Annotated in this window: 20 protein-coding genes and 1 pseudogene; 8 read left to right on the top strand and 13 right to left on the bottom strand. The window is 73.3% G+C overall.

The window, feature by feature from the left end:
• Positions 1-5 precede the first annotated feature (5 nt).
• From AC067N_RS03725 to AC067N_RS03715, 3 genes are read right to left on the bottom strand one after another with little or no spacing between them, the layout of a single operon-like run.
• Positions 6-878, bottom strand: a complete 873-nt coding sequence (locus tag AC067N_RS03725) for a carbohydrate ABC transporter permease (protein ID WP_478677262.1) — start codon at positions 876-878, stop codon at positions 6-8.
• On the bottom strand, positions 875-1,816 hold the full coding sequence (locus AC067N_RS03720; RefSeq protein ID WP_478677261.1) for a carbohydrate ABC transporter permease: 942 nt from the start codon (positions 1,814-1,816) through the stop codon (positions 875-877). The genes AC067N_RS03725 and AC067N_RS03720 overlap by 4 nt, the downstream gene beginning before the upstream one ends.
• Positions 1,813-3,096: an ABC transporter substrate-binding protein gene (locus AC067N_RS03715; protein ID WP_478677260.1), complete on the bottom strand. Its 1,284-nt coding sequence runs from the start codon at positions 3,094-3,096 to the stop codon at positions 1,813-1,815. Before AC067N_RS03715 ends, AC067N_RS03720 begins: the two co-directional genes overlap by 4 nt.
• Before the next feature lie 66 nt (positions 3,097-3,162).
• Here AC067N_RS03715 and AC067N_RS03710 point away from each other — a divergent pair, with 66 nt between their 5' ends.
• Both AC067N_RS03710 and AC067N_RS03705 read left to right on the top strand, forming a co-directional pair.
• Complete coding sequence (locus AC067N_RS03710; protein WP_478677259.1) at positions 3,163-4,512, top strand: Gfo/Idh/MocA family protein; 1,350 nt, start codon at positions 3,163-3,165, stop codon at positions 4,510-4,512.
• Between the two features lie 313 nt (positions 4,513-4,825).
• A complete protein-coding gene (locus tag AC067N_RS03705; protein ID WP_478677258.1) occupies positions 4,826-5,329 on the top strand; it encodes an SRPBCC family protein in 504 nt (167 codons plus the stop codon).
• Positions 5,330-5,343: 14 nt separating this feature from the next.
• Here AC067N_RS03705 and AC067N_RS03700 read toward each other — a convergent pair whose 3' ends face one another.
• The 5 genes from AC067N_RS03700 to AC067N_RS03680 form a co-directional block, all read right to left on the bottom strand.
• Positions 5,344-6,090 carry a hypothetical protein gene (locus AC067N_RS03700; RefSeq protein ID WP_478677257.1) on the bottom strand — a complete coding sequence of 249 codons (747 nt, stop codon included), beginning with the start codon at positions 6,088-6,090 and terminating at the stop codon, positions 5,344-5,346.
• A 100-nt stretch (positions 6,091-6,190) separates the two neighbouring features.
• On the bottom strand, positions 6,191-7,348 hold the full coding sequence (locus AC067N_RS03695; RefSeq protein WP_478677256.1) for an XdhC family protein: 1,158 nt from the start codon (positions 7,346-7,348) through the stop codon (positions 6,191-6,193).
• 205 nt (positions 7,349-7,553) lie between these two features.
• Complete coding sequence (locus AC067N_RS03690) at positions 7,554-9,941, bottom strand: xanthine dehydrogenase family protein molybdopterin-binding subunit (protein ID WP_478677255.1); 2,388 nt, start codon at positions 9,939-9,941, stop codon at positions 7,554-7,556.
• Positions 9,942-9,943: 2 nt separating this feature from the next.
• Positions 9,944-10,549: a (2Fe-2S)-binding protein gene (locus tag AC067N_RS03685; RefSeq protein WP_478677254.1), complete on the bottom strand. Its 606-nt coding sequence runs from the start codon at positions 10,547-10,549 to the stop codon at positions 9,944-9,946.
• Complete coding sequence (locus tag AC067N_RS03680; protein WP_478677253.1) at positions 10,549-11,439, bottom strand: FAD binding domain-containing protein; 891 nt, start codon at positions 11,437-11,439, stop codon at positions 10,549-10,551. The genes AC067N_RS03685 and AC067N_RS03680 overlap by 1 nt, the downstream gene beginning before the upstream one ends.
• A gap of 398 nt (positions 11,440-11,837) precedes the next feature.
• On the opposite strand from AC067N_RS03680, the gene AC067N_RS03675 reads away from it, so the two are divergent.
• Positions 11,838-13,553: a PucR family transcriptional regulator gene (locus AC067N_RS03675; protein ID WP_478677252.1), complete on the top strand. Its 1,716-nt coding sequence runs from the start codon at positions 11,838-11,840 to the stop codon at positions 13,551-13,553.
• A gap of 186 nt (positions 13,554-13,739) precedes the next feature.
• Positions 13,740-14,513 (top strand): hypothetical protein, encoded by a 774-nt coding sequence (locus AC067N_RS03670; protein ID WP_478677251.1) that lies wholly within the window; start codon positions 13,740-13,742, stop codon positions 14,511-14,513.
• Between the two features lie 100 nt (positions 14,514-14,613).
• Here the strand turns inward: AC067N_RS03670 and AC067N_RS03665 are convergent, their stop codons facing one another.
• Entirely contained in the window at positions 14,614-15,570 is a 957-nt protein-coding gene (locus tag AC067N_RS03665) for a GntR family transcriptional regulator (protein WP_478677250.1), read from the bottom strand.
• A gap of 267 nt (positions 15,571-15,837) precedes the next feature.
• On the opposite strand from AC067N_RS03665, the pseudogene AC067N_RS03660 reads away from it, so the two are divergent.
• Positions 15,838-16,441: pseudogene (locus tag AC067N_RS03660) on the top strand (hypothetical protein).
• A 338-nt stretch (positions 16,442-16,779) separates the two neighbouring features.
• On the top strand, positions 16,780-17,835 hold the full coding sequence (locus AC067N_RS03655; RefSeq protein ID WP_478677249.1) for a DUF2637 domain-containing protein: 1,056 nt from the start codon (positions 16,780-16,782) through the stop codon (positions 17,833-17,835).
• Between the two features lie 118 nt (positions 17,836-17,953).
• Here the strand turns inward: AC067N_RS03655 and AC067N_RS03650 are convergent, their stop codons facing one another.
• Both AC067N_RS03650 and AC067N_RS03645 read right to left on the bottom strand, forming a co-directional pair.
• Entirely contained in the window at positions 17,954-18,406 is a 453-nt protein-coding gene (locus AC067N_RS03650) for an ATP-binding protein (protein WP_478677248.1), read from the bottom strand.
• A gap of 541 nt (positions 18,407-18,947) precedes the next feature.
• A complete protein-coding gene (locus AC067N_RS03645) occupies positions 18,948-20,615 on the bottom strand; it encodes a protein phosphatase 2C domain-containing protein (protein WP_478677738.1) in 1,668 nt (555 codons plus the stop codon).
• Between AC067N_RS03645 and AC067N_RS03640 the strand changes: the two genes are divergently transcribed.
• On the top strand, positions 20,602-20,901 hold the full coding sequence (locus AC067N_RS03640) for a hypothetical protein (protein WP_478677778.1): 300 nt from the start codon (positions 20,602-20,604) through the stop codon (positions 20,899-20,901). The genes AC067N_RS03645 and AC067N_RS03640 overlap by 14 nt on opposite strands.
• A gap of 641 nt (positions 20,902-21,542) precedes the next feature.
• Positions 21,543-22,025: a DUF456 domain-containing protein gene (locus AC067N_RS03635; RefSeq protein ID WP_478677247.1), complete on the top strand. Its 483-nt coding sequence runs from the start codon at positions 21,543-21,545 to the stop codon at positions 22,023-22,025.
• 84 nt (positions 22,026-22,109) lie between these two features.
• Here the strand turns inward: AC067N_RS03635 and AC067N_RS03630 are convergent, their stop codons facing one another.
• A complete protein-coding gene (locus AC067N_RS03630; protein ID WP_478677246.1) occupies positions 22,110-22,676 on the bottom strand; it encodes a methylated-DNA--[protein]-cysteine S-methyltransferase in 567 nt (188 codons plus the stop codon).
• 50 nt (positions 22,677-22,726) lie between these two features.
• The gene (locus AC067N_RS03625) at positions 22,727-24,208 is read right to left on the bottom strand and encodes an AlkA N-terminal domain-containing protein (RefSeq protein ID WP_478677245.1); all 1,482 of its coding nucleotides are present in this window, start codon (positions 24,206-24,208) and stop codon (positions 22,727-22,729) included.
• Positions 24,209-24,386: the final 178 nt, after the last annotated feature.

Below are 24,386 nucleotides of genomic sequence, written 5' to 3'. Positions count from 1 at the left end.
CGCGCTCACCCCTTGATCCCCGAGTTGGCCATACCCTCCACCAGGAACCGCTGGAAGGCGAGGAAGAACAGCACGATCGGCAGCAGCGCGATCACGGACATGGCGAACATCGGGCCGAAAGCGGAGGTGCTCGACGCGTCCACGAACGACCTGAGCGCCAGCGTCAGCGTGAACTTCTCCGGGGAGAAGAGGTAGATCAGCTGCGTGAAGAAGTCGTTCCAGGTCCAGATGAACGTGAAGATGGCGGTGGTGATCAGGGCCGGACGCGTCAGCGGAAGGATCACCAGGAAGAAGCTCCGGAACGGTCCGCAGCCGTCGATCCGTGCCGCCTCCTCCAGTTCCCTGGGCAGCCCCCGCATGAACTGCACGACGAGGAAGACGAAGAACGCCTCGGTGGCCAGGAACTTCGGCAGGATCAGCGGCCAGTAGGTGTTCACCATGCCGAGCTGGTTGAAGATGATGTACTGCGGGATCAGCACCGCGTGGTGCGGCAGCATGATCGTCGCGATCATGAAGGCGAAGAGCGGCCCGCGGAAGCGGAACCGCAGGCGGGCGAAGGCGTACGCCGCGAGGGAGCAGGACAGCACGTTCCCGATGACCGCGCCGCCCGCGATCAGCAGGGAGTTGCCGAGCAGTCGGCCCACGGACACGTCGTTGACGCCGTCGAGCGCGGTCTCGTAGTTGGACCATTCCAGCCGGCCCGGCAGCAGGTCGAGGCTGGCGATGACCTCGTCCGCGGGCTTCACGGACGTCGCGAGGAGCCAGGCCAGCGGGTACAGCATGACGAGGAGCGCGGCCAGGCAGCCGGCGTGCAGGGCCGCCCGCCGCCAGGCGACAGGCTTGCGTACTACCGGTGTTGAGGGTGAGGTGGTGGTCATCGGTCCCCCTCGGAGGCGTAGAAGACCCAGGAGCGGGACGTACGGAACAGCACGGCGGTGACGACGCCGATGACGAGCAGCAGGACCCAGGCCATGGCGGAGGCGTAACCCATGTGGGAGGCGACGAAGCCCCGGTCGTAGAGGTAGAGGGTGTAGAAGAGGGTGGAGTCGGCGGGGCCGCCCTTGCCCGCGCTGATCGCGAAGGCGGGGGTGAAGACCTGGAAGGCCTGGATGGTCTGGAGGACCAGGTTGAAGAAGATCACCGGTGACAGCATCGGCACCGTGATCGACAGGAACCGGCGCCATCGCCCGGCGCCGTCGACCTCGGCCGCCTCGTACAGCTCCCCCGGGATCTGCTGGAGTCCGGCGAGGAAGATGACCATCGGGGCACCGAACTGCCACACCGTCAGCAGGGCCACCGCGAGCAGCGCCCAGCCGGGCTTGTTGACCCAGCCGCCGGTGCCGAGCAGGCGGTCGACCGTGCCGCCGTCGTTGAAGATCGCCCGCCAGACGAGGGCGATGGACATGGACGCGCCGAGGAGGGAGGGGGCGTAGAAGGCGGATCGGTAGAAGGCCTTGCCGTGCCTCATGTTCCTCAGGGCCAGGGCCACGACGAGGGCGAGGGCCAGTTGCAGGGGGACGGCGACAGCGACGTACGTCAGGGTCGCGCCCACCGAACGCCAGTAACGGGGGTCCTCGGTGAACATCTGGGTGTAGTTGCGCAGGCCCACCCAGCTGGGAGCGTTGAACAGGTCGTAGTCGGTGAAGGAGAGGTAGAGCGAGACGGCCATCGGGAGCAGGGTCAGCACGCAGGCGCCCAGGACCCACGGTGACAGGAAGACCCAGGCGGCGCCCTCGCGCCGGGGCCCGCGGGCGGGCCGGTCCGGCGCGGCGGCGCCCTCGCCCCGTGCGGTCGTCGGCATGTGTGTGGTGGTCATGGCCTCAGCTCCGCCTTCGCCTCGGTGATGTAGTTCTCGGCGGCCTCTCGGGGGGACATCCGCTCGTACGACACCTGGTCGTAGTCGCGCTGGAAGGTGGTCTGCAGGGCGCTGTCGCCGGAGGGGGGCGCCTGGGGCGGGGGTTTCAACTCGCCCTCCAGGGAAGTTTGGTAGTCGTAGATCGTCCGGTCGAAGTCCCTCAGGCCGGGGGCGATCTCCTCGCGGAGGGTCTCGTTGACGGGGATGCCGCGGGTGGCGCCGAGGATCCTCGCGGCCTCGGGGTCGTTCAGCATGAAGTCGACGAGGCGGACGGACTCCTCGGGGTGACTCGTGTCGGCGGCGACGCCCATGAACATCGAGGGCTTGAAGTACTGGCCCGGGGTGCCGTCCTCCCCCGAGGGCATCGGCGCGAGGGTGACCTCGCCGTCCGGGAGGAGGCCGAGGTAGCCGCCGGCCGGGGCGTCCCAGTTGTTGTCGGAGACGGCCTTGCCGCGGCCCAGGGGGGTGTTCTCCACCGTGCCGTCGAGCTGGGTGGTCTCCTCGGCGGGCGAGACCGCGCCCTCCCGGCACAGCCGGTCGGTGAACGTCCAGTAGCGTGCCAAGTCGTCTGCGGTGAAGCCCAGTTGCCGGTCCTCGGTGTAGAGGTCCTTGCCCCGGCCGCGCAACCACACCTCGAAGGCGTCCTCGCTCCAGCCGGGGTCCGTGCCACCGGGCTTGCCCGTCCTCCGCGCCAACTCCCGCATGGCGTCCGCCCAGTCGTTCCACGTCCAGCCCTCGCGGGGCGGTGCGACCCCGGCCGCCTTCCACTGCTTCGCGTCGTACACGACGGTCTCGGTGCCACGCGCCTGCGGGATCGCGTACTGCCTGCCGTCGACCTTCCCGGTGGCGAGCAGCCCGGTGTCGAACTCGTCGGTGTTGAGGGCGGCTTGCTGCTCGGAGAAGTCCAGCAGGACGCCCCCGGAGGCGTACTGGTCGATCATCCGGTAGTCGAGCTGCATGACGTCGGGCGCGTCACCGCCGGCGGCCTGGGTCGCCAGCTTCTGCTTGTAGGCGTCATAGCCGGAGAACGAGGTCTGCACCTCGATCCCCGGGTTCTTCTTCTCGAAGAGGTCGACGGCCTGCTGGGTTCTCGCCGCCCGGTCCGGGTTGCCCCACCAGGTGTAGCGCAGCACGACCTCGCCGCCGCCCGGCCGCTCGGGGCCAGAGCAGCCGGCGAGCACCGCGCACAGCGCGAGGACCACGGCCGTCAGGGAGGACTTCCTCGTCCCGTTTCCGGGCATGAGTGGGTCACCTCTTTCGCTAGAAAGCGCTTCCACCCCCCGCACGAGACCCTAGGGAAGGTCCGGATGTCACAACAAGACCCCTGCACCGTCTCCGTGGGCCGCCGCCGTGCCGCCGTGGTCGGACTCGGCGCCCGCGCACGGATGTTCACCGAGGCGCTGACGGGTTCCTTCGCGGACCGGATCGACCTCGTCGGCTTCTGCGACACCAACGCGCACCGCATGGCCGTCCACAACGCCTGGATCGCCGCCGACCACCCGGGCCGCTCCCCCGTACGCGCCCACCCCGCCGGGGAGTTCGAGGAGATGCTGCGGCGCGAGCGGGTCGATCTGGTGGTGGTGTGCGGTGTGGACCGGTCCCACGACCACTACATCGTGCGGGCGTTGGAGGCGGGCTGCGACGTCGTCACCGAGAAGCCGATGACCACCGATGCCGAGCGCGCCCGCCGCATCCTGGACGCGCGCCGCCGGACGGGCCGCGAGGTGCGGGTCGCCTTCAACTACCGCTACAACCCCGTCCATTCCGCCGTGCGGGAGCTACTCGCGAGCGGTGAGATCGGCGAGGTCGGCTCGGTGCACTTCGAGTGGCTGCTGGATCTGCGGCACGGCGCCGACTACTTCCGCCGCTGGCACCGCGAGAAGGCGAACTCCGGCGGGCTGCTGGTGCACAAGTCGACCCACCACTTCGACCTGGTCAACTGGTGGCTCGGCACCCGCCCGGAGACCGTCTTCGCCCAGGGCGGCCTGTTCTTCTACGGCGACGAGGCGGGCGGTCGCCGGGGACTCGCCCGGGACTACGAGCGCGCCCACGGCTCCCCGGCCGCCGAGGGCGACCCCTTCGCGTTGCGTCTCGCGGACTCTCCCGTCCTCAGCGCGCTCTACCTGGACGCCGAGCGGGAGGACGGCTACCACCGCGACCGGAACGTCTTCGGGCCCGGAGTCACCATCGAGGACGACATGGCGGTCCTCGTGCGGTACGCGTCCGGGGCGACCCTGACGTACCACCTGACGGCGTACGCGCCCTGGGAGGGCTACCGCATCGCCTTCAACGGCAGCGAGGGGCGCCTGGAGCTGCTGGTGGAGGAGTCGACGTGGACCCGGCCGCACGTCCGGGTCACCGGGGCGAGCCCCGTCCTGCACGGCACGGAGACCGGCGACGGCGCGGGGCGGACCGAGCTGCTCGTACGCCGGTTCTGGGAGCGGCCGCGCGAGGTGGAGGTCGCGACGGGTGAGGGCGGGCACGGCGGCGGGGACGTGCGGATGCTGGCCGACCTGTTCGGGGACCGGGAGCCCGACGGGCTGGGGCGCGCCGCGGACGCGGTGGACGGGGCGCGTTCCCTGGTGACGGGACTGGCGGCGAACCGGTCGCTGGAGACGGGGGCGCCGGTGAGGGCACGGGAGTTGCTGGAGGTGTGAGTCGAGGGGCTAGCGCCCGCGGCAGGCAACGTTTGCCCGTCAAGGAGCGGCGTCTGGTGCGTGCTCTCGGCGTGCCGGGCGCAAGCCCTCGTACTGGACCGTACTCGGGCTTGTGCCCGGTGCGGCGAGAGTGCGTGCCGGGCGTCGCGACGGGGCGGACGCTGCCTGTTGCGGCATTAGGCCCGGAGCGCCTTCCGGCCCGCCCGGGCGTGTGGACGGGGGTCATGGTGCCGTACGCGGGATGGCGGCGGCCGACGACGGGCCCGCTTCGGCTGGTCCGGCCCGTCCCTGGTTGCGCCCTTACGATCGGTTCGTGGTCCTCTTCTCCCTCGAACGCCTCTCCCCCCTCCCGGCCGACCTCGCCTGGCACCGTCTCACCGACTGGCCCCGCCACGCCGACGTCGTCCCCCTGACCCGTGTCACCGTCCGCATCCCTCCCCCGACCGCCGAGGGCACGGTCTTCGTCGCGCGCAGCGGTATCGGGCCGCTCGCCTTCGACGACCCGATGGAGGTCGTGGTGTGGCGGCCGCCGGAGGGCGGGAAGACGGGGCTGTGCCGGCTCGTCAAGCACGGGTCCCTGGTCACGGGCTGGGCGGAGATCGAGGTCCAGCCGTACGGCGACGGCAGCGACAGCGGTGACGGCACCGGTGTCGACCGGGCGGGTGGCGGCTCGCCCGTGTCGCGCGTCCTGTGGCGCGAGGAGCTGCGCGTGCGGTGGCTGCCGGGCTTCTTCGACCGGCCCCTCGGGTGGCTGGCCCGCCGGATGTTCGGGCGCGCGATGGACGGGCTGTTGCGGGGCACGTCCCCCGGCCTCTGAGCCGCGGTCGAGCGTCAGGGCCTGCCCGGGTCCGGGTCGCCGTCGCGCGGGGTGGCGAGCCCGTCGCGGCGGTCGCGGTCGCCGTCGCCCGTGGTGCTGAGGAGGGTGTCGCAGATCTCGCGGAGCTTGTCGGTGGCCTGTTTGGAGAACAGGCCACAGAGGCCGGCTATGCCGGAGAAGCCGTACGGGTTGGTGGCGCCGGATCCGGAGCTGCCGGCGAAGAGGCCGCCGCGCAGCAGGAGGTAGACGAGGAGCGCGAGAGCCACGCCGATACCGGCGCGCAGCAGATACCACCAGAGCCAGCTCGCGTAGAGCCGCCGGTTGCCGACGTACGTCGCGAACGAGGTGGCCGCGTGGACGAAGCTGCCGAGCGCGCTGCACACCACCACGGCCAGCAGCATCGCGGTGTCCGCCGTGAGCGCCCAGTCGCCGAAGCCGAACGGCGACCAGCGGGCGGTGGCGGCGGGGTCCGCCCCCGGCTCGATCGTCTCCAGCACCACGGGCCAGAGGGTCACGAGGGCGCCGCAGACGAAGACCACGTCGGCCACGAGGAAGAGGCCGAGCACGGTGGTCGCCGGTGTCGACAGCCGCCGCTCGTCACGGGTGCCGCCGGTCCCCTCCTCGGTCGCGCCGTCGACCGGCCCCGAGCCGCCACCGCCGTCGACCGGCCCCGAGCCCGCACCGCCGCCGCCCCCGTCCATACCCGTGGCGCCGTCGGGCCCCTCGTCCATGCCGCCACCCGTGCCGTGCTCCACGCTCACCGCGCCCAACTGTCCGCCCCCGTCGTGCTGTTGCCGTATCGCAGACGTCAACCCTGCCGCCCTGGCGGTCAAGTCACAAGCGAGGCGACCCGAGTGGACGTCAAGAGACCCGCAAGTTGGGCACGTTGGCCGTGTCCGACGAGGGGCCGTCGTGGTGGATCGGCGTGTGCGCCCCCGTGAGGGAGACCCCGCTTCCGCCACGCCGGCCGGCGACGATCTCGGAGGCGATGGACAGGGCCGTCTCCTCGGGAGTGCGGGCGCCGAGGTCCAGGCCGATGGGTGATCGGAGGCGGGCCAGCTCCAGCTCGGTGACGCCGACCCGGCGGAGACGTTCGTTCCGGTCCAGGTGGGTGCGGCGGGAGCCCATCGCCCCGACGTAGGCCACGGGGAGGCGCAGGGCGAGGCGGAGGAGCGGTACGTCGAACTTGGCGTCGTGGGTCAGGACGCACAGGACGGTGCGGGCGTCGACGTCCGTGCGCTCCAGGTATCTGTGGGGCCACTCGACGACGATCTCGTCCGCCTCCGGGAAGCGGGTGCGCGTGGCGAAGACGGGGCGGGCGTCGCAGACGGTCACGTGGTAGCCGAGGAACTTGCCGATGCGGACGAGCGCCGACGCGAAGTCGATGGCGCCGAAGACGATCATCCGGGGTGGTGGGACGGACGACTCGACCAGGACCGTGAGCGGTGTTCCGCAGCGTGAGCCCTGCTCTCCGATCTCCAGGGTGCCGGTGCGGCCGGCGTCCAGGAGGGCGCGGGACTCGGCGGCGACCGTACGGTCCAGTTCGGGGTGGGCGCCGAAGCCGCCGTCGTAGGAGCCGTCCGGGCGGACCAGCAGCGCCCGGCCCCGCAGCTCCGCGGGGCCGGAGACTATCCGGGCCATCGCCGCCGCCTCCCCGCCCGCCGCCGAGGCGAGCGCGGCGGCGGCCACCGGGCGGACGGGGTCGCAGGCCCGCACCGGTGTCACGAGGATGTCGATGACCCCGCCGCAGGTCAGGCCGACGGCGAACGCGTCCTCGTCGCTGTAGCCGAAGCGTTCGAGGACCGGTGCGCCGTCCTCCAGCGCCTGCCGGCACAGGTCGTAGACGGCGCCCTCCACACAACCGCCGGAGACCGAGCCGATCGCCGTGCCGTCGGCGTCCACCGCGAGGGCGGCGCCCGGTTGTCGAGGGGCACTGCCGCCCACGGCCACCACCGTGGCCACGGCGAAGTCGCGTCCCTGACCGACCCACCGGTGCAGCTCTTCGGCGATGTCCAGCATCTCTCGGTCTCCTCACAGGCGGACGGTTGCACGGACGGTACCCGGCGGCGGGCCCGAGGCCCGGTCCAGCGGTTCCCCGCGTCCTCAGAAGCGTCTGACCGCGCCCCATGCCGCCAAGGGGCGCGGGGAACCGCGCGACCGGCCCCCGCACCCCCGCACCGCCCGACGGACCGCTTCCACCGAACTCACCAGTGGCTCAACGGAGTTACGCCGTACCCGTGAGGCGTTCCGGGCGTACCGGCGTCCTGTTCAGCTCCAGCCCCGTCGCCGCGCGGATCGCCGCGAGCACGGCCGGGGTCGAGGACAGGGTGGGGGCCTCGCCGACGCCGCGCAGCCCGTACGGCGCGTGGTCGTCGGCCAGTTCGAGCACGTCGACGGGGATGGTCGGCGTGTCGAGGATGGTGGGGATGAGGTAGTCCGTGAAGGAGGGGTTGCGGACCTTCGCCGTCTCAGGGTCGACGATGATCTCCTCCATGACGGCGATGCCGAGGCCCTGGGTCGTGCCGCCCTGGATCTGGCCGAGCACGGAGAGCGGGTTGAGGGCCTTGCCGACGTCCTGGGCGCAGGCCAGTTCGACGACCTTGACCAGGCCCAGCTCGGTGTCGACCTCGACGACGGCGCGGTGGGCGGCGAACGAGTACTGGACGTGGCCGAAGCCCTGCCCGGTGCGCAGGTCGAAGGGCTCGGTCGGCCGGTGCCGCCACTCCTCCTCGATCTCGACGGCCTCGTCACCGAGGACGTCCACCAGGTCGGCGAGCACCTCGCCGGCGTCGGTGACGACCTTGCCGCCCTCCAGGAGGAGTTCGGCGGTGGCCCAGGCGGGGTGGTACGTGCCGAACTTGCGGCGGCCCAACTCCAGGACCTTCTCCCGGACCAGCTCGCAGGCGTTCTTCACGGCGCCGCCGGTGACGTACGTCTGACGGGACGCCGACGTCGAGCCGGCCGAACCCACCTGTGTGTTCGCGGGGTTGATCGTCACCTGGGTGACGCCCAGCTCGGTGCGGGCGATCTGCGCGTGGACGGTGATGCCGCCCTGGCCGACCTCCGCCATGGCGGTGTGGACCGTCGCGACCGGTTCGCCGCCGACGACCTCCATGCGCACCCGTGCCGTGGAGTAGTCGTCGAAGCCCTCGGAGAAGCCGACGTTCTTGATGCCGACCGCGTAGCCGACGCCGCGTACGACGCCTTCGCCGTGCGTGGTGTTGGACAGGCCGCCCGGCAGCTCCCGCACGTCCGCCGCCTCGCCCGCCGCGAGCCACTGCTGCCCGGGGGGCATGGGCATCGCCTTGACGCGGCGCAGGAGTTCGGCGACCGGGGCCGGGGAGTCGACGACCTGGCCGGTCGGCATGACGGCGCCCTGGGACATGGCGTTGATCCGCCGGAACTCCACGGGGTCCATGCCGAGCCTCGCCGCGAGCTTGTCCATCTGCGCCTCGTACGCGAAGCACGCCTGGACCGCGCCGAAGCCGCGCATCGCGCCGCAGGGAGGGTTGTTGGTGTAGAGGGCGAGGGCCTCGATGTCGACGTCCTCGATGACGTACGGGCCGGCGCCGAGGGAGGCGGCGTTGCCGACGACGGCCGGGGAGGAGGAGGCGTAGGCGCCGCCGTCCAGGACGATACGGGCCTTGAGGTGGGTGAGCTTGCCGTCCTTCGTCGCGCCGTGCTCGTAGTGGAGCTTCGCGGGGTGGCGGTGGACATGGCCGAAGAAGGACTCGAAGCGATTGAAGACGATCTTGACGGGCTTGCCCGTGCGCAGGGCGAGCAGGCAGGCGTGGATCTGCATCGACAGGTCCTCGCGACCGCCGAAGGCCCCGCCGACGCCGGCCAGCGTCATCCGGACCTTGTCCTCGGGCAGGCCGAGGACGGGCGCGATCTGGCGCAGGTCGGCGTGCAGCCACTGGGTGGCGATGTAGAGGTCGACGCCCCCGTCCTCGGCGGGCACCGCGAGGCCGGACTCCGGGCCGAGGAAGGCCTGGTCCTGCATGCCGAAGACGTACTCGCCCTCGACGATGACGTCGGCGCGCCGCCGTGCCGCCTCGACGTCGCCGCGGATGACGGGCTGGCGGTGGACGATGTTCGGGTGGGGGACGTGCCCGGCGTGGTGGTCGGTGCGGTTCTCGTGGACGAGGACCGCGTCCGGCGCGGTCGCGGATGCCTCGTCGGTGATGACGGGCAGGTCGCGGTACTCCACCTTGATCCTGGCGGCGGCGCGGCGCGCGGTCTCGGGGTGGTCTGCGGCGACGATGGCGACGGGCTCGCCGTGGTGGCGGACCTTGCCGTGGGCGAGGACGGGGGTGTCCTGGATCTCCAGGCCGTAGTGCTTCACCTCGGTCGGCAGGTCGTCGTACGTCATCACGGCGTACACGCCGGGGGTGGCGAGGGCCTCGCCCGTGTCGATGGAGACGATCTCGGCGTGGGCGACCGGGGAGCGCAGGATCTGGCCCCAGAGCATGTCCTCGTGCCACATGTCGGAGGAGTAGGCGAACTCTCCGGTGACCTTGAGGGTGCCGTCCGGGCGGAGGGTGGACTCGCCGATGCCGCCCTTGGTGCGGGAGCCCTGGGTGATGTCGGCGGGCAGGCCGTTGGTTCCCATGATCAGACCCCTTCGGACTGCCGGGCGGCCGCGAGACGGACCGCGTCCATGATCTTCTCGTAGCCGGTGCAGCGGCACAGGTTGCCCGACAGGGCCTCGCGGATGTCCGCGTCGGTCGGGTTGGGGTTGCGCTCCAGCATCTCGTCGGCGGCGACCAGCAGCCCCGGGGTGCAGAAGCCGCACTGGACGGCGCCCGCGTCGATGAACGCCTGCTGGACCGGGGAGAGTTCGGTGCCCTCGCCGGTCTGGGAGTCGGTGCCCCGGGCGGCCCACCGCCGCGCCTCGTCGAGCGGGGTCCCGGGCGCGCCGTCCGCGGTGCCGCACCCGCCGGGCGCGCAGCCGCCGTGCTCGGCGCGCTGTCTGGCGTGGTCGGCGAGACCCTCGACGGTGACGACCTCGCGGCCCTCCACCTGTCCGGCGGCGACCAGGCACGCGCACACCGGCACGCCGTCCAGGCGGACGGTGCACGAGCCGCACTCGCCCTGTTCGCAGGCGTTCTTGGAGCCGGGGAGCCCCAGGCGTTCCCTCAGGACGTACAGCAGGGACTCGCCCTCCCACACGTCGTCGGCCTCCTGCGGACGTCCGTTGACCGTGAAACTGACGCGCATCACGCCACTCCCTTCGTGCGGGCGGCGTCGCCGCGGTACGACTCCCAGGTCCACATGAGCGTCCGGCGGGCCATGACGCCGACCGCGTGGCGGCGGTAGCTCGCGGTGCCGCGGACGTCGTCGATCGGGTTGCAGGCGGCGGAGCACAGCTCGGCGAACTGCTTGGCGACCGACGGGGTGATGATCCTGCCGTTGTCCCAGAAGCCGCCCTCGTCGAGCGCCGCGTTCAGGAAGTCCTCGGCGGCCTCGGCCCGGACGGGGGTCGGCGCGGCCGAGCCGATGCCGGTGCGGACGGTGCGTGTCGCGGGGTGCAGGGCCAGTCCGAAGGCGCACACGGCGATGACCATGGCGTTGCGGGTGCCGACCTTCGCGTACTGCTGCGGTCCGTCCGCCTTGTCGATGTGCACGGCGCGGATCAGCTCGTCGGGGGCGAGCGCGTTGCGCTTGACGCCGGTGTAGAAGTCGTCGATGGGGATGAGCCGGGAGCCCCGTACGGACTCGGCCTCGACCCGGGCGCCCGCCGCGAGGAGGGCCGGGTGGGCGTCGCCGGCCGGGGATGCGGTGCCGAGGTTGCCGCCGACTCCGCCGCGGTTGCGGATCTGCGGGGAGGCCACCGTGTGCGAGGCCAGGGCGAGGCCGGGCAGCTCGGGGCGGAGGTGCTCCATGATCCGGCTGTAGGGGACGGACGCGCCCAGGCGAACCGTCTGCTCGCCGACCTCCCACTCGTAGAGGTCGCCGACGCGGTTCAGGTCCAGCAGATACTCGGGCCGACGGTGGTCGAAGTTGATCTCGACCATCACGTCGGTGCCGCCGGCGATCGGCACAGCGGTGGGGTGCTCGGCCTTCGCGGCGAGCGCCTCCTCCCAGCTGGCGGGGCGAAGGAAGTCCATCTGACCGGCTCTCTTCTTCGTCTCTGTCGTGTCGGAGTGGTTCCGTTTGAGCCAGATCGTGTGCGGCGGGCCCGGCTCGCTCATGTGCTGTTCACGGGGATCCAGGTCAGTACACAGCGCGCCGATCCACCCCGGTCAGTCACGGAAACCATGAAGGAGTTGCCTGGCCAGGGGGCGCATCTTGTAGATTCGTATGAACGGAGGCCATCAGCAACCTCCTCGTTTCGCTCTGGAAACACGCAGCACACATCCGGGGTCGGGCGAGTCGGTTTTCGAAAGTCCCAGGCCACGCCCCGAACGTGCCGCGGCCTTCCGTAACCAGCCTCCTCCGGAAGCCACCGGGGCGCTCCCCGAGCGAACCGGCCATAGATTTCGAGACAAGAACGGCGGCGACGAGAATGCGCCTGCGGGCACTGCTGGACACCGACGCGCTGGGTCTGCGGCTGCTCGGCGGCGAGGACGAGCTGGACCGCACCGTACGGGGTGTGATGACCACCGACCTGCGGGATCCCAGCCGGTACCTCTCCGGCGGCGAGCTGGTGCTCACCGGCCTGGCCTGGCGCCGTGACGCCACCGACTCGGAGCCCTTCGTGCGGATCCTGGTCGGCGCCGGTGTCACCGCCCTGGCCGCCGGTGAGGCCGAGCTGGGCGACGTCCCCGAGGACCTCGTCGTGGCCTGCGCCCGGCACCGGCTGCCGCTGCTCGCGGTCAACGAGTCGGTGGCCTTCGCGACGATCACCGAGCACGTCGTGCGGCAGGTCTCCGGCGAGCGCGCCGGGGACCTGGCGGCCGTGGTGGACCGCCACCGCCGGATGATGACCTCCGGCCCGGCGGGCGGCGGCCCGGACGTGGTCCTCGATCTGCTCGGCTCCGACCTGGACCTGCGGGCCTGGGTGCTCTCCCCCACCGGCCGGCTCATCGCGGGCCCCAAGGTCGCGGGACCTCCCCTGTCCGCCGAGCTGTGCGCCCGGCTGGCCGGCGAACACCTGGCGGCGGCCCGCACGGGGCGGCGCGGGCCGTACCGGGTGGGCGTCGGTACGACGACGTACTCACTGTTCCCCATCACCAGCACGGGTCGTTCCACGAACGCCGCCCCCCGTGACGTGCGCGAGACGGTGCTGTCCGAGTGGCTGCTCGCGGTCGAGGCGGACGCCGGGGACTGGGCCGCCGAGCGGCTCGACCTGCTGCACGGCGTCACCCAGCTGATCGCCGTCGAGCGGGACCGCCGCGACGCGGCCCGCACGGTACGGCGCAGGCTCGCGCAGGAGGTCCTGGAGCTGGTCCAGGCGGGTTCGGCGCCCGCGGAGATCGCGGCCCGCCTCCGGGTCGCCGCGCCGGTGCTGCTGCCCGGTCTCGGGTCGGCCCCGCACTGGCAGGTGGTCGTGGCGCGGGTCGAGTGGGAGGAGGCGCCCGCCCCGGTCGAGAGCGGCGGCGGGCGCCGGGCCGGAGAGATCGACGGGGGGCCGGTGGCGCAGGCGCTGCTGGAGGAGATCCTCGTGGACCCCCTGGCGACCGGCCCCGAGCACTCGGACCGCATCGCCGTCGCCCACACGGGCGACGAGGCCATCGCGCTCGTCCCGCTGCCCGCCGTCTCCACGGAGCACGACGGCTCCGAGGCCGGCGTCCACGCCGACACCCTGCTCGCGGCCGTACGGGACCCGCTGTCGGCCGGCCTCGACGACGACGGGCGGCTCACCCTCGGCGTCAGCGCGGCCGTGCACTCGGCGGAGGGACTGCGGGGCGCCCTGGAGGAGGCCCGGCACGCCCGCCGGGTGGCGGCCGCCCGCCCCGGCCGGGTCTGCGCGGCCGGCCACCAGGAACTGGCCTCGCACGTCCTGCTGCTGCCCTTCGTCCCCGACGACGTCCGCCGCGCCTTCACGGCCCGCCTCCTGGACCCGCTGCGCGACTACGACCGCCGCCACCGCGCCGAGCTGATCCCCACCCTGGAGGCCTTCCTGGAGTGCGACGGCTCCTGGACCCGCTGCGCCGCCCGCCTCCACCTGCACGTCAACACACTGCGCTACCGGGTGGGCCGGATCGAGCAGTTGACGGGCCGGGACCTGTCCCGCCTGGAGGACAAGCTGGACTTCTTCCTGGCCCTGCGGATGAGTTAGCGCCCACGGGTGGGGAGTTGGGGGCCGCCGTCCCGGAGCACCGGGGGTGGTGGAGTGAGACCGATGTGCGCCCCCCGCACCCCATGACTTTGTGAATTCTTTCACCCACCCTCTTGGCCAGCCCGCCCATTCGTGCTGAGATGCGGCCACCACTCAAAGCTCAACGGTGTGCTCGGGGAGGGCAACGTGGCGCATACCGCCATGTCTGGTAACGGAACGACCGCCGGCGACGATCCGCTCCAGACCGCGGTATGGCGCCTGCGTTCACGAGCGTGCTGGGTCGACGCGGCAGCGCTCATCGAACCCGTCACCCCACAGGCCGCGCTCCAGCGCACCGCGCTGCTCGTCGAGCGCTGCCTCTACACCGAGCAGGGCTGGGAGGAGGCCGAGGACGCGCTGCGCACGGCCGAGGCGCAGGCCCAGACCGACGAGGAGCGGGGCGCGGCGGCCTGCGAGCGCGGCCAGTTGGCGTACGCGGCCACTCTGCTCGGTGTCCGTGACCGCTCGGACGAGGCGCGGGCCGCGCTGGGAAGGGCGGCCGCCCTGATCGCCCCGGGAGCGCCCGGCCGGGCACTGCTGGACTTCCGGCGGGGCCTCCTCGCCGAGAACCTCGCCCACGCGCCGCAGGCCGCCCGGGCCGCCTACCGCCGCGCCCACGCCGGCGCCGCCGCCCATGACAACCTGTTGCTGCAGTCCTTCACCTGGCGCCATCTGGCCGGACTCGCCCTGCGTGACGGCGAGTTGGCCGAGGCCCGGCACGGCTTCGCCGAATCCCTGCGCATCCGCGAGGAGTTGGGCTACCTCGTCGGGACGGCCCCCGCGCTCGCCTCCCTCGCCGACACCGAGCCGGAACCGGAGGCGTCCCGCCTCCGCGAGGAGGCCCGCCGTCTCTTCCGCCTCCTGGGCGGCGTACCGACCTGGCTCTCCAGGCAGTTGGCCCCACCGGCGGCCACGGCGTGAGGGGCGGGGCGCCCCCGAAAGGCCCCCCAGGGGCGCGGGGAACCACGCGACCAGCCACCGACCACCCGCACCCGGCGAACGACCCGCACGCCTTCCGGTACTAGACCGCCCCGCCCCGCCCCCCGCCGAAGTGGTTGCCCATCAGGCACTCCACGGCCTCGAGATCCCCGGCGGCCAACGCGTCCAGCAACGCGATGTGCTCCGCCGCGTCGGCCATCAGCTCGATCCGCGTACCGGCGGGCCCGGTGGTCAGCGGCAGCTGACTCCTGCGGTGCAGGTCGTCCGCGATCTGCACCAACTGCTCGTTGCCGGCCAGCGACAGCATCCCCCGGTGGAAGGCCCGGTCCGCCTCCCCGTACGTCGCCCGGCACCCGGCGGACGCCGCCCGCGCCGTCTCCTCGGCCAGCGGCCGCAGCTCGGCCCAGCTGTCGGCCGGCAGCGTCCGCGCGAGCCGCAGGACCACCGGCACCTGGAGCAGCGCCCGCACCTCCGCCAGCTCGGCCAGTTCCCGGGCGCCGCGCCGCACGACGCGGAAGCCGCGGTTGGGCACGACCTCCACCGCGCCCTCGATCGCCAGTTGCTGCATCGCCTCGCGGACCGGGGTGGCGGAGACGCCGAACTGCTCGCCGAGCGCGGGCGCCGAGTACACCTCGCCCGGGGTCAGCTCGCCGGCGGCGAGCGCGGCCCGCAGGGCGTCGAGGATCTGACCGCGCACCGAGGCGCGCTGCACGACGGGGCGCCCCTGGGGTCGGGGGCCGCCGGAGCGCTCGTCGCCCCCGGTTCCGGCGCCGCGGGGCAGGGGGATCGGCGTCTCACTGTGGGTGTGCTCGCCTCGGGCGGCCTCGGCCGACGGCGCGGTGTCACGGCGGCCCACGCCGGCGGTCGGCGCGGTGCCGGCGCGGCCGGGCCTGCCGGTGCCGTCCACGGTGATGCCGCGCTCCCGGTCGACGTCCGTCACTCCGGGCTGCGCGGGCACTCGGTAGGCCGTGGCCGGACGGGCGGCGTCCGGCGCGCTCACGGCAGCGGCCTGTCGCGAACGCGGTCCGGCCTGGTCCACAGGTCCTCCTCCGAGCCGAGCATGGGTCGACGTGTGTCGGGTAGTGCGGCGACCGGTACGGCCGACCGGTACACGGGGGCGCTTACGGCACTACTGGGGTTGTTACCGGTCGTAAAGCACCATAGGCGCACATGCCCTCAGTTCAAACCCGGACCACATCGGATCAGCCTCGGGTAAGGCACGCCTTACCTGGCGGCGTTGGTGAAACGGCGGCCCCCGTACGCCCCCTCGACTCCGGCACCGGCCCCCACCTCGCGCAGGTCTCCCATGACGGCCGCGCGCGCGGCCGACCGAGGTCCTGCCCGTGATGAGCGTGACAGAACTCTCCCTCGCGGATCCATTGCCCGATGGTGAGGGGTGGGTCGGCGCGGCCGGCCGGCGGCCGGCGGCACCCGGCTCGACGCGTCCCCGGCGTGGGACGAGGAGCAGATCCTCCGGGACCAGGGACGAAAGGGGCGCCCGGACGTCGTGACGGCGCTGCGGGCCGAGGTGCGCGCCGCCCGCCGAGCACATCGAACCGGTCCGCGGCGGCTTCGGCCCGCGGATGCGGCGCCGCGGGCGCGCCCTGTGGGGCATGGCGACCCACGAGATCACGGAGGGCATCCGGTACATCGCCGGACTGCTCGGCCCCGGCGAGCGCGAGAGGTGCCGGCGGCGAGCTGGAACTGCCGTTGCCGGGCGCGAACCGGCCGTACGTGGGCTCCGCGGGCATCCGGGAGCCGACCGGTCCGGGCGGCGAGCCGCTGTCCACACGGGACCGGATGAGCTGCTGCATGTTCTCCAGGACCCCCGAGGACACACCTGCGTCACCTGCCCGCGCACCTGCGAGGCCGAACGGATCGCCAAGCCGGCCGCCCCTGGCGCCACCTGACGGCCCGTCTCCGCCCCACACCCCGAGAACCCCCCGAGGACCCCCCGGGGATCGCCGGTGGCACGTGCCGTAAGATCCACTCCGGGTGGGACCCTCGTCGGGTTACAGGTGGTTCACAAATTCCTCACGTATCGCGGGAACTTTCCGTAGAACCACTCGAACGGGTAATCTCACTCGCACTCAACTCCCGTCCCTCGCGCGGCAGTTCGAGCAGAATGCCGCCTGGCGTCACTCATTGCACTTCCCTGGCGGTCTCTTGCCCCGAAACCCCCTGAGGGCCGCGAGGATTGGGCCACTATGGCGGGCGTTACGCCCTATCCCAATGCAAGGGACCCCTGATGAGATTGACCGACATATCGCTGAACTGGCTGCTTCCGGGCGCCGTACTGCTCCTGGGCATGCTGGCGGCGGTGGCGGTGCTCGCGCGCGGAAAGCGCTCCGGGGAGCACGCTAAGACCGAGGATTCGTGGGAACGGAGCGAGGAGCGGCGCCGCCGCAAGGAAGCCCTGTACGGCACGGCCTCCTACGTCCTTCTCTTCTGCTGTGCCGCGGTCGCCGCGGCGCTCTCCTTCCGGGGCCTGGTCGGGTTCGGTGAACAGAACCTGGGCCTCACCAACGGGTGGCAGTACCTGGTTCCGTTCGGCCTGGACGGCGCCGCCATGTTCTGCTCGGTGCTCGCGGTCCGCGAGGCCAGCCACGGGGACGCGGCTCTCGGTTCCCGCATACTCGTGTGGACGTTCGCGGGTGCCGCGGCCTGGTTCAACTGGGTGCACGCGCCCCGTGGTCTCGGCCACGACGGCGCCCCGCAGTTCTTCGCCGGCATGTCCCTGTCCGCCGCGGTGCTCTTCGACCGCGCGCTGAAGCAGACCCGCCGTGCGGCCCTGCGCGAGCAGGGTCTGGTGCCGCGTCCGCTGCCGCAGATCCGTGTCGTGCGCTGGCTGCGGGCTCCGCGCGAGACGTACAGGGCCTGGTCGCTGATGCTCCTCGAGGGCGTGCGCAGCCTGGACGAGGCGGTGGACGAGGTGCGCGAGGACAAGCGCCTCAAGGAGGAGGCCCGCGCGCGCAAGCGGGAGCAGGAGCGTCTGGAGCGGGCCCACCTCAAGGCGATCAGCCGTGGCCACCGGGGTCTGCCCGGCGGTGGCGGCGGTGGTGGCGGCGGTCAGCGCCAGGTGGACACCACCGTGGAGCGCGTACCGGCCCAGGCCGTCTCGGAGCCTGCCATATCGGCGCCGGAGCCCCTTCCCGTACGCACCCGTCCCTCCCTGCAGCCCGTGCGCAACGGTTCCGACAAGTCGATCACCGTGGACCTCACCGCGGAGGACGACACAATGGCCCTGCCGCGACTCGACTCCCTGGAGCGGAAGCTCAAGGACCTTGAGCAGCAGTTCGGCTGAGACCGGACCACACCATCGGACAGGGGCGCGGCTGATGCCGCGCCCCTGTCCGTTCGGCTGCGTTCGCCCTGGAGCCGTAGCCGGCGCCGCGCGCTTGCCGGGGATCACGGGGCACCTCTCAGGTGAGCCCGCCGTCGAGGTCGAACCAGACCGACTTGCCCACCCCGTGCGCCCGTACCCCCCAGGCGTCGGCGAGGGACTGCACCAGGAGGAGCCCGCGCCCATGGGTGCCGTCATCGGTGTTCTGCGGCCGCGGCCTGGGCCTGCGGGCCACGAAGTCCCGCACCTCCACATGAAGCCCGCGGGGTGAGACCGTGGCCGTCAGCACCGCGTCGTCGTCGGTGTGGACCAGGGCGTTGGTGACCAGCTCACTGGTGAGCAGTTCCGCTATCTCCGATCTCCCCGGCCGCCCCCATTGCCGGAGCAGCTCCCGCAGGGCCCGGCGGGACTCGGGCACCGCCCGGAGATCCGCCCGCCCGAGCCTGCGCCTGAGCTGGCCGGCACCGGGCTGCGCCGGCACATCGTCGGTCACTTCCTCCACCACGTCCGCCGAGGACGCCCCGATCGCCACGGGACCGCCTCCTCGCGCCTGCCTCTTCATGACCCCCGCCCACGCGCCGATGACCGATTCCCCTCCTGCTCGAACACGCACACGGGAATCCCTGCCCGGGCCTGGATCGCGGCACTCATGCCGAATCGCCAACGTCCCTCCGTGCGCGTTCAAACGCACAGGGTCAAGCCAGCCACCGGTACCGGAAGACAGCGCTTCCCGCCCCGGAAAACCACCTCACACACCGACGAACCCGACGCCGCGCCCCCGTCCGGGCGGCTGGTACCCGACCCTTCGGCCGGGGCCGATCGCCCATGTGAGCTGCCGATTCCGGCCGTGTCGCGACGGCGCGCGAGGGGCGCACGACGGGCGGACGAGCCCTGCACCAGCGGCGCACGAGGAGCGCTCGACGACGATGATGTTCATTGGCTGAAATCAGGCGCTGGTACAGGCCAACAGGTCGGCCGGTATGACGACTTGACACCGTACGCCGGGCGGGGACGGCGTCAGCCGAGGTCCGTCCGCCCGGTTTGACGGGGTGGCCGGTGCGTGCCGGTGGCGGTCACGCCTCCCAGACGCCCGCCGCCGTACGGTCGTCGGCGTAGCCCTTGACCCGGACCTGGGCGTCGGCGAGGAACGCGGCGAGACCGGGTGGCTCGGCGGTGCGCCAGCGGGCCGCGAGGTGGTCGGCGAGCTGTTCCTCTCCGCGCAGGGGCTCGGCGAGTCCGGGGGTGCACAGGAGCAGGACGTCGCCCTCGCGGGCCACGGAGGCACGGAACCGGAAGGGTTCGCGGGGCGGTGCGGGGGCGGGTTCGTACGGGCTGGGCGGTGTCGTGATGCCGAGGTCCATGGTGAGCCGGTCGCCCTCGGGGGTCTCGTGGGGCAGCGAGCCGAACCCGACCACCGGGTCGCCGGCGGTCTCGGCGACCCGGGGCTCGATGTCCTGCCACTCCCCGCCCCGCAACCGGAACAGTCCGCCCTGCCCGACCCCGAAGAACACACGTGTACGGCACCGGGGGTCAGCCGGCAGCAGCAGACAGCGCAGGCTCGCGGTGTACTCCTCGGGGTCGAGTCCCTGCTCGGCCGCGCTCGCGCGCAGTCTGCCGAGGCTGCGGTCGGTGAGCCGGTGCAGTCCGGACTTCAGGTCGCCGCGCCGGGCGGCCCGGATGTCCTCCGTCAGGCGTGCGTGACTGCGTCCGATCGCCTGCCCGATCCACCGGCACGCCTCGGCCGCGGCCCGGTGCGCGCCCGGGTTCGCCCGGGCTCCGGTCGCCATCGCCACCAGTACCAGGGCCTGCTCGCCCACGCCGAACCGGACGGTGAGCAGTGAGTCCCGGCGCGGCTCGCCCCGGTAGCGCGAGGAATCCCCGCGCAGCGAGACGGCGCGCAGCGTACAGGCCCCGTAGCGGGCCCCGTCGAGCACCGTGTCCGCGACCAGGTCACCGAGGTCGTCGGGGTCGGCCGGCGGCAGGGCGGTGGGCTCGGCGTCGTAGGTGGGTGGCCCGGACCCCACGTGGTCCACATGCACCGGCCGGCTCCCGGTGACCAGCCTGACCTGCTGCGCCTGCAGCGTTCGCGGGTCCGCCTCCTCACCGGCCCCCGAGGAGGGGGGCGCTGCTCCCGGGGGATGGTCCGGGGAAGGGGTGTCGCGCGGGCCGAGGGGCGCCGTCGGGCGGGCGGAGCGCCGCGAGGAAGAAGGGGCGGAGGCGGGGTCGGTGGGCGGGGGCGGTGGAACGGAGCCGGACGGTGGGGGCGGTGGAACGGAGTCGGACCGTGGGGGCGGAGAGGGTTCCGTCGGCGAGGAGGTGGTGGGGCGCGGCCAGGGACCGGAGGGCGGGGGCGTGCCGTGCGGCACGGGTGGGTCCGGCGGTGAAGTGGCCTCGGGCGCCCGGGGCGGGCCTGCGGGCGGGTCGCTCGCCGGTCGGGAGTCACCCGGGGGAACGGAGGCCGGGGGGCGTCCCGGCGAGGGGGTGGCAGCCGCCGGGCCCGTCCGGGAGCGGCTGGGCCCGCCCGAGCGTGCCCAGGGCCCCGGGGGCCACGGCGAGCCGGACGGCCGGGAGGGCGGGGACGCGGCGCCGGGCGGAGCGTCCGGCCGGGTCGGGGCGCCCGCGGTCCGGTTCGGGGGTGTCTCGCCGGGGGGCCGGCTGCGCGGTGAAGCCGCGCGGAAGCCGGGAGGTCTCGGTCCGGGCGGGAAGGCTTCCGTCCCTGGCGGCTCGGTGGGAGGTGGCAGCTCGGCGGTCGACGAGGGTGCGGACGGCGACTGCTCGCCGGACAAGGGCTGCTCGCCGGACAGGCGCTCGACGGACGACGGCTCGACGGACGACGGCTCGGCGGACGACGGCTCGGCGGACGACGGCTCGGCGGACGACGGCCGAGCAGCGGTGCCCTGGGTCGGCGAGGGCGGCATCGGTGCCGGAGCGGAGTCGGGTAGGTGGCCCTGGGCGGGCAGGGAGCCCGAGAGGGTGCTCGGACGGCCGGGGTCACCGGGGGAACCCCGGGGCGGGACCTTGGCCTGAGGTGTTCTGGTGACCGGGGCGACCGAAGGGGCCGGGGAATCCGAGGAGGCGGACCTGGCGGGGTCGGTGCCTCTCGTGTCCTTGCCGCTCGGACCGTCCCGTTCGGTTTCCCGGGTCCCCTGCGCACTCGACGCACTCGACGGTGTCGTCGGTCCTTGCGCGACCGTGCTCGATGCCGAGGCGAACCGGTCGTCGAGGGAATCGGCCGCGACCGAAGGGCCCGTGTCCCCACTGGAGTCGTCGTACAACTGCCGCCACCAGTCGTGATCCTGACCGGTCGGCCTCTCCCCCTGCTGGCTCATGCCCCCAATTGTCCACCGCAACAGCCGTATGAAAACGGGGCATCCGGAAAATCGGCTCGCGGAGCACGCGACCGTGCGGCGTGTCGGACTACACGTCGAACTCCGGTGCGAGAGAAGGGAATCGAGGGAGGGGAGGAACGACGGGGAAACGGGTTGTTCCGTTGTCCCGCCCGCGTCGGGCGGTGTGAGGGCGTCCCTGAGTTCCCGGGGAGCGTGACGCAGACCTCCGGACGGTGCCGCCACGCACGGGGATTCCGCACTCCGGCGTCGAGCCGGCGGTGCACACCGGGTCGGCCTACCTGACCTGCGGCTTCTCGTGCGGTCCTGCACCCTGGTCAGATGGGCGCGTGGGAACTCCTGCTGGTCGGCGTGGTCGTGCTGCTCGGCCTGTGCGGAGTGCTGGTGCCCGGCGTACCGGGGTCGCTGCTGGTGTGGGCCGGGGTCATGTGGTGGGCACTGGAGGAGCCCCGCCCGGTTGCCTGGTGGGTGCTCGTCGGCTCCACGACCGTCCTGCTGCTGTCCCGGGCGGTGCGCTGGATGCTTCCTCCCCGGCGCCTGGAGCTGAGCGGCGCGTCCACCCGAATGGCGGTGTACGCCGGTACCGGAGCCCTCCTGGGTTTCATCCTTGTCCCGGTGGTCGGCGCGATCCCCGGTTTCGTCGGCGGGATCTACCTCTCGGAGCGGCTCCGGCTCGGCCGGCACCGTGAGGCTGCGGCCGCCGTGCGCACGGCCATGCGGTCGGGCGGCTCCAGCGTGCTGGCGGAGCTCTTCGCCTGTCTGCTGATCGCGGGCGCGTGGGTCGGAGCGGTGCTCGGCCGCTGACCCGCCCTTGCCCGGTCGCGTCGGTCCCGGGGAGCAGCGGTCACGCGGCGGATCACGCGGCTCACCCGTCACCGCCCGGCCCCGTCACGTCGCATGCTCCGGATCGATCGCGTCGGCCAGGGCCGCCGGGATCGCGTCGTCCAGGGCGGCCGGCGCGCCGGGCACTCCCTCCAGACCGAGGAGCACCCGCTTGCGCTGAAGGCCGCCGGCGTACCCCGTGAGTGAGCCGTCCGCGCCGATCACCCGGTGGCAGGGGCGGACGATGAGCAGCGGGTTGGCGCCGATCGCGCCGCCGACGGCCCGGACGGCGGCCCTGGGCGCTCCGATGCGGGCCGCGATGGCGCCGTACGTGGTGGTCGCGCCGTACGGGACGTCGTCCAGGGCGGCCCAGACCTGCCGGCGGAACTCCGTGCCCTCGGCGCGGTACGCCAGCCGGAACTCCGTGAGATCCCCGGCGAAGTAGGCGGCGAGCTGTTCCTCGGCCTCCCGGAAGGGCGCCGGCTCGCGCCGCCAGTCCGCGAGCGGGACCCGGCCGCCCTTCTGCTCCGGCACGGAGAGGGAGGTGAGCGCGCCGGACTCGTCGGCGGTCAGGAGCAGGGGGCCGACGGGGCTGTCGACGGTGGTGTAGTACGTCCGCTGTCCGGCACTCACGGCTGAACTCCTCGTTGCCACTGGTCTGGTCGTTTCTTCTGGTGGGGTCGTCACCACGCGACGCCCCCGTCCCCCGGGCCCAGGTGGCGCAGGGCGTACGAGCGCCAGGGCCGCCATGCGTCCGGGAGGGGCGTGTCCGGCAGGGCCACGTCGGGGTCGCCGAGGGCTCGGGTACGGATCTCGGCGACGGTGCGGGGGTCCATGCCCGGCAGGGCGAGCAGCGCGGCCTCGGCGTCGTCGCGGTCGGCGCCCACGTCGAGGCGTACGGTGCCGTCGGCGAGGGCCGTGGCGAGCGCGCCGAGGGCGCCGCCGGCGTCGGCCAGCGCCGCCGGTTCAGGGAACAGATGGGTGAGCGTGCCGTCCGGGGCGTCCAGGGGCTTGCCGTAGACCCGTACGAGTCGTGCGGCCTCCGTGTGTCCGATGAGGGCCCGGATCGCGAACTCCTCCGGGTCCGCCGCCCCCGGTGAGCGCAGGCCCGGCCGGGCGGCGACCAGCGGGGCGAGCCGGTCGTCGGCGCCGAGGCGCTCGTCCACGGCGTACGGGTCGGCGTCGAGGTCGAAGAGGCGGCGCAGCCGCTGGACGGCGGTGGTGAGGTCGCGGGGGTCGGAGAGGTGGAGGCGGGCGTCCAGCCAGCCGCCGGGGTGACCCCCGGGACGCCCGGGCGCTCTCCCGTTGCGGCCGCCGCCGGTGCCCCGGCGTTCGTCGACCTCGGCGATCCCGGTGCCGTACGGCAGGCGCAGGGTACGGCGGTAGGTGCGGTGGCCTCGGGCCCCTCTGACCTCCTCCACGCCGGGTACCGCCTCGGCGGCGAGGAGGTCGAAGAGGGCGGCGCGGTGGTAGGGGCCGCGGTGGGCGAGGCGCAGGGGGATGCCGGCGGACGGGGCACCCGCGGCTTCGGTGGACCGGGGGCGGGCTCCTCGCCCGGGGACGGTTGCACGCGGGCCGGGAGGGGCCGCCGGGCGCCGGTCCGCGGGGGCCGCGCCGCGCAGGTCCGTGGGGGTGGCGGCGTAGATCGCGCGGATCGTGTCGTTGAACTGGCGCACGCTCGCGAAGCCGGCCGCGAAGGCGATCCGTGTGATCGGCAGGGCCGTGGTCTGGAGGAGGACGCGGGCGGTGTGGGCGCGTTGGGCGCGGGCCAGGGCGACGGGGCCCGCGCCCACCTCGGCGGTGAGTTGTCGCTGGATCTGGCGGGTGCTGTAGCCGAGACGTCCGGCGAGACCGGCGACGCCCTCCCGGTCGACCACGCCGTCCGCGATGAGGCGCATGGCCCGGGCCACGGCGTCCGCGCGGACGTTCCACTCGGCCGAGCCGGGAGCGGTGTCCGGGCGGCAGCGGCGGCAGGCCCGGAATCCGGCCTGCTGTGCGGCGGCCGCGGTGGGGTGGAAGCGGACGTTGTGCCGTTTCGGGGTCACCGCGGGGCAGCTGGGGCGGCAGTAGATGCCGGTGGTGGTCACGGCGAAGAAGAAGGTGCCGTCGAAGCGGGCGTCTCTGCTGCGCACAGCCTCGTACCTGGTGTCCTCGATGTCCTCCACGAGTCCAGTCTCCGCGACGACGGAGGCTTCGGCTGGCGGGATTCGGACACGGCACTCCACACCCGCCACCCGCACCGGGCGCCCGGTGGCCCCCGGGGGTGGCCGAGGGCCCGGCGGGTGCGGGTGGTTCGGGTTTCTCGCGCAGGTCCCGGCATCCCCCGGAGGGGCGGGCCGGCGG

The sequence above is a fragment of the Streptomyces sp. NPDC042364 genome, from assembly GCF_056437585.1.
This window is presented reverse-complemented; position numbering and strand designations above follow the sequence as displayed.